Source organism: Moorena sp. SIO2C4 (assembly GCF_010672485.1).
GTDB classification, from domain to species: domain Bacteria; phylum Cyanobacteriota; class Cyanobacteriia; order Cyanobacteriales; family Coleofasciculaceae; genus Moorena; species Moorena producens.
The window spans coordinates 1-5,234 of sequence record NZ_JAAHGN010000507.1 but is presented as its reverse complement, the minus strand read 5'-3'; the positions used below and the strand labels follow the sequence as shown (position 1 = coordinate 5,234).

The following is a 5,234-nucleotide window of genomic DNA, read 5'->3' as shown; positions in this document are numbered from 1 at the left end:
CACCCACCGGATCAAAGTTAATTGCATCGCTGCAATAGTTTTTTCTAACCTCCCACATCAACTACATAGCCCATATCACCCGTTATAACAATGCAATAGTTTTTCTGACCTTCCACGCTTACAACCCTTTGCACCCTCTCCACTCCCTTGCATCTTCTAAAACATCGTGTTAAGATAACAATATCGTTAAAGCAATGGTTTTACCGCCATGATGATTTCTACCGCACAAGCTGCTGAATTACTAGGTATCTCTGCCACTCGCGTCCGTTTCCTGTTGAGCAAGGGCAGAGTTAAAGGAGCTTATAAAGTCGGTAGAACTTGGGTGATTCCTTTATTTGATGGCATGCCCGTGGTTACCCCTGGTACTCGCGGACCGAAGCGGAATTGGTCAAAGCGTACAAATTACACGAAGGCCGTCATCCACGTTAATCAGAAAGTGATTCGCCAAAATCACAACAGCGGCGAACGCAATCCAGTGATTACGGTAAAACGAGGCTCTAACAATACTTACGGTCATACTGTCGAAGTCAATGGCCCTTGTCGGGTCATGTATCGCCCAGATGATCCCCTAAAGTGTGGAGCACGGGTATGGATTGAGACGATTTCTGATTTTAAGGTAATCGCTTAAGCGGTCAGCGGTCAGTGGTCAGTGGTCAGTGGTCAGTGGTCAGCGGTTAGCGGTCAGCGGTCAGCCATCAGTGGTCAGCCATCAGTGGTCAGCCATCAGTGGTCAGCTTATTTTATTCAAAAGCTGTTCGGTGTAGCTTAGCCTACGGCCAATAGCCGATAACTGATAGCTGATAGCTGATAGCTGATAGCTGATAGCTGATAGGTTCATGTAGGGTGGGCAGTGCAGCAGACAGATAATGAAGCTTGCAAACCACGTTGGTAGGCACTGCCCACCCTACTGATAGGTTCATGTAGGGTGGGCAGTGCAGCAGACAGATAATGAAGCTTGCAAACCACGTTGGTAGGCACTGCCCACCCTACGATTAATGACTGATAGTAGGCACTGCCCACCCTACTGATAGGTTCATGTAGGGTGGGCAGTGCAGCAGACAGATAATGAAGCTTGCAAACCACGTTGGTAGGCACTGCCCACCCTACGATTAATGACTGATAGCTTATAGGTAATAACTGATAGCTGATAGCTGATAGCTTATGCACTTGATATTAATGCAGAGAGTTGTGGTCAGTTAGTAGTTTTTCAACTCTAGCTTCTTCAACTTTCGAAGTTAATTTTTTGGATTCATGGATATCTCTTGTAGTTTTCGCGATGTTGATGCTAGAGCCAACAGAGAAAAGTAAACCGATACCTAAATAGCCTTTGATCCAGTTATCTGCTGGCAAATTCGCAATGCCAATAGTCATGGCAAAAACAGAAATAACAAAAGACGCCCAAGACTGAATTATCCAACCTGTACTATGGGTTTGGTTACCAAATCGTTCTTGCATTTTACTCAACCTTTAAGTGCAATAATGTTAATCAATTTAATTTTGATGATACAAAGCATATTGTCTGGTAAGTTGAGAGCAAGGACGGTTTTTGGATCTGCATACTAGAGTAAAGGTTGAAATGGAGTAACTAATAGTAAAACTCCGGAAAACGTTGTTGAGAGTAATGACAGTTTTTGGCTCGGCATACTAGAGTAGCGCTTAAAATGGAGTAAATAGTAGCAAAATCCTGTAAAACCTTCACTTATTCAGCTTTTCGGTAAGCGCGCCTAGTAGAATAAAAGAGGTTATGTCAGCATATGCGCTACGCGCACGCGTGCGCGTTCAGCTATCAGCCTATGGGCTACGGGCACGCTACTTGAGGTGCGATCAGCTATCAGCCATTGGCCGTAGGCGAGGCTAGTTGAGGTGCTTTTGAATAAAATATGCTGACCGCTGACGGCTGACGAGCAGACATTATCGGTCTTGGAGAATTTTAGTGAAACAGAGTGGACTGCGCAACGGATTTCTGTCAGTGGGATCCTTGAGTAAGCTTGTAGATGCGTTCGCGCAGCGTCGGGCTTTGCCCGAATCGCATTAACAGTGTGGAGTGCGCAACGGATTCTTTGGGTGGGACTGAAGGTAAGCTGATGGTAGATGCGATGCTCCAAAAGAGCCGCTTCGCGAACCCCCTTTGAGCTAAGATACATACAAAAGATAATTTGTCAAAGAAAATTCCATGGGTTTAGCCTGGCCAATTATTAGCGGAATCCGCCACTATAACAAGGGGGAGAAATTTTCTCACTTTTCGCCCTTTGACTTTGATGACATAACCTAGAAAAAGATGGAAAACCCTCAAAGTAACATGGCTAATGAATCATTACCAACAGCAGAAGAAGACGCTCCATCCATTAGTGGTTTATACGAACTCGCCATCGGTGCAACAGCAGAGGATGAAGCAGCTCTGATCGAATATTGGCAACAGTTTGGCTTTAGTGTAGGACAATCTGGTACTCTCAGTGCAACCCAAGCTAATCAGTTATATGGTGTCAATTCCAGTTTGCGATCGCATCGACTACACAATCAACTTAAAGACAGGGGTTTGCTCCGCTTAATGGTGTGGGAGAAACCAGTTAACGAAGGATTGGGACTGACTCCTTTAAAAGCGGTGGGTAGCCGTTGGGGAGCGATGCTGTCTTTGGATGTGTTTAATATTGCCAATCATGCCGAAGATGCGATCGCTGCTGGCTTACCTGTATACTATGTTCCACCCCAGAGAAATTTGATTTATCGTCCCGATCCATTTCAGCCTTTTGTGCAAGCTAATCCTTGTGTACATGAAATGGTTCTCATCCAGCCTCTGACACGGCAAGTCATTTTTGAACGCCATGATTACACCATGCCCTTGTCTGGGGTTGTTAACCCAGAGTCCCATTTCAAAGCCTCAGAGTTCGTTCACCTAGGAATGGTGGTAACAGGTGGTAAGGAGCAGTTGGACTTTTACGAACAGGTACTGGGTTTGGTTTGTGGGGTAAATAGTATCGAAAGCCAATACGGTGAAGCGTCCCGTCATATCCTCGAACTAAAGGGTCCAGAAAATGGAGAGCATCTGTTCACGACTGACTTCATACCGCCTGGTGCCTCAGCTACGGATTTATCCCAGGTGCGTTCTGGGCGCTTGCACATTATGCGGATTGAAGGGTCAGATCTGCCCAACAAGCATAGCCACTCCCGTCCAGGTTGCTTAGGCGTTTCTTTGTACACTATTAGAGTACAGGAGATAGATTTATACCACCAGCGCATTAGTAGTAGTGCAGCAACTGAGGTAACACAGGTATCTGAGAACGAATTTGGTGATAAAAGTTTCTCATTTATTGCACCTGATGGCTATTTTTGGACTTTAGTGGAGGGATAAAAAATGGATTTAAAAGAACAAAACTGGAAAAATTTCACGGCCAACCATTTGCGTGACTGGCATGGTATTTGGACAAGGTATTCTCCTGAAGGAGAGATAATAGAATCATTTCAAAGTCTGAGAAGCTTCCGCAGCAATCCAGAACAAACAGAAATTTATCACACTAATCGTTATATATACGCTGACGGTAGGATAGAAGAAAAAAAATGGCACTCCAATAAACAGGATAAGGTGTTACCTGATGGAATTGTTCACCCAGCATTTCCGTCAATGAGATCATTTTTCTTTGAACAAGGTGCAGCTACATGGTCAGCTAAACAGTTAGAACCTGGTTCGGTGTTTCAACCGGCTGAATTGTTCTTAAAACATGAAGATATAAGACATAGTGTTGCCATTCTTTATGATAGTAATGGCAGTTTGATGCGGACAGTGAGTATCCGTGAAGATGCAGCCGGTTTTCCCAGTAAATATTGGTCAAAGGAAATCAATCTCTTACCTGAGAGAAATCTGAGTGGTAACTGGCAAGGAACTGCTGTTACCATGACCCCAGATTTAAAGGTTTCTGAGCCAATAGCAACTCAACTGCACTGGCCTTTGGCAGGAAATAAAATGTTCTTTTTTCCTGATGGTATTTCTCTGAGTTGTCCTGAACAAGTGAATATTGGTACCTCCTTTAACATTGCTGCAAATTGGCTAGTGACAGATTCCCAACTGCAACAACTTAGGGTTAACTATGATAATTATGGAGCCTTTTCTGGCTTGACGCTCGAACTATTTCACCTTTAAACTATAGAGAATAATATCTAAGGATTTGGATGTGGCATTATTTAGGCATCATCCTGAATGTTTTTGAAGAAAAATAAAATAGGGATACTAAATGAATTGTGATAATTTTTGTTCCCTACTCTCTGTTACCTTTACTAGAGGTTTATTGAGTTAATGAATTTAAATAAGTTTGTCGATCCCCGATATGATATTTGGATGAAAATAGCAACTATGCTGGAAGAACGTTACCTTTCCTTGGATAGTAATGTTGATTGGGATGGGTTACAACAAAATATTCCTTCAGCTAGCAAAGAAAGAATACAAAAAATTTTTGATAAAATCAAAAACAGTGAGACAATTAATAAAGGAGAGCGGATTGTTTTAATAATGTTAAAGCTGCTCAATGATCCCCCTGGAAATAATGAAGCAGAAATTCTCAAACAATTACAAACCCATATTTGTGAAATAGAAACCATATTTGTGCCTTGGGAGATTGTCTTAGAAAATCAAAAAAGAAATCATCATGAAGCTGAAACAGATCCGATTAAATTAGCTGATTTATATCGAACTGATTCCACAGAAAGAGCATTAAAAGACGCAATGGCAGGTATTCCACCTCAACAACGGGATCAATTTTATCGTGGGATTATGAAACCGCCATATCATACAGTTTCTCGTCGTAATATTTTTCCAGAAAAAGTAATTTATGGACTCACTGGACACTTAATTGTAATTGATGAAAATACTGGGGCTATCCAAATTCAAGAAGCTAAACAAAAAGGTTATTGGTTTGAGAAAGACTATTTTAAATCGATGCCTAACCGCCCCTATGTCTTTCAAAAACCTGGAGCTGATGGCACAAATGTTTGGGATAATTATACGTTTAATGAAGCAGCAGATATTAGCAACAAAAAAAGTTAATCTAGATTAAGGAATACAAAAGTACATCGGTCCTGTGAAATAAGCCAAGGGAAAAGAGCGAAGACATAGCGGCCACCGCGACCCGGCGCTATGTTTATATAGTTTGGATAACCAGATCAATGTAAAAATTGGTGTTTCAAGGTTATTACTACTTGCTAGGATGAAAATCTACAAATAATCATAATTGAACAATATGCAA

At 42.1% G+C, this 5,234-nt stretch carries 6 protein-coding genes; 4 read left to right on the top strand and 2 right to left on the bottom strand.

Features of this window, described 5'->3' with window-relative positions; genetic code table 11:
- Positions 1–208 precede the first annotated feature (208 nt).
- Positions 209–628: a helix-turn-helix domain-containing protein gene (locus F6K20_RS23125; RefSeq protein WP_008188178.1), complete on the top strand. Its 420-nt coding sequence runs from the start codon at positions 209–211 to the stop codon at positions 626–628.
- A gap of 142 nt (positions 629–770) precedes the next feature.
- Here F6K20_RS23125 and F6K20_RS23120 read toward each other — a convergent pair whose 3' ends face one another.
- Positions 771–896, bottom strand: a complete 126-nt coding sequence (locus F6K20_RS23120) for a hypothetical protein (RefSeq protein WP_287250312.1) — start codon at positions 894–896, stop codon at positions 771–773.
- A 277-nt stretch (positions 897–1,173) separates the two neighbouring features.
- Positions 1,174–1,455 carry a YiaA/YiaB family inner membrane protein gene (locus F6K20_RS23115; RefSeq protein WP_008188176.1) on the bottom strand — a complete coding sequence of 94 codons (282 nt, stop codon included), beginning with the start codon at positions 1,453–1,455 and terminating at the stop codon, positions 1,174–1,176.
- Positions 1,456–2,278: 823 nt separating this feature from the next.
- Here F6K20_RS23115 and F6K20_RS23110 point away from each other — a divergent pair.
- The 3 genes from F6K20_RS23110 to F6K20_RS23100 all read left to right on the top strand — a co-directional run bounded on the left by F6K20_RS23110 (position 2,279) and on the right by F6K20_RS23100 (position 5,035).
- Entirely contained in the window at positions 2,279–3,349 is a 1,071-nt protein-coding gene (locus tag F6K20_RS23110; protein WP_008188175.1) for a VOC family protein, read from the top strand.
- Positions 3,350–3,352: 3 nt separating this feature from the next.
- A complete protein-coding gene (locus F6K20_RS23105) occupies positions 3,353–4,135 on the top strand; it encodes a DUF3598 family protein (RefSeq protein ID WP_287296164.1) in 783 nt (260 codons plus the stop codon).
- 153 nt (positions 4,136–4,288) lie between these two features.
- On the top strand, positions 4,289–5,035 hold the full coding sequence (locus F6K20_RS23100) for a hypothetical protein (RefSeq protein WP_008188172.1): 747 nt from the start codon (positions 4,289–4,291) through the stop codon (positions 5,033–5,035).
- Positions 5,036–5,234 lie beyond the last annotated feature (199 nt).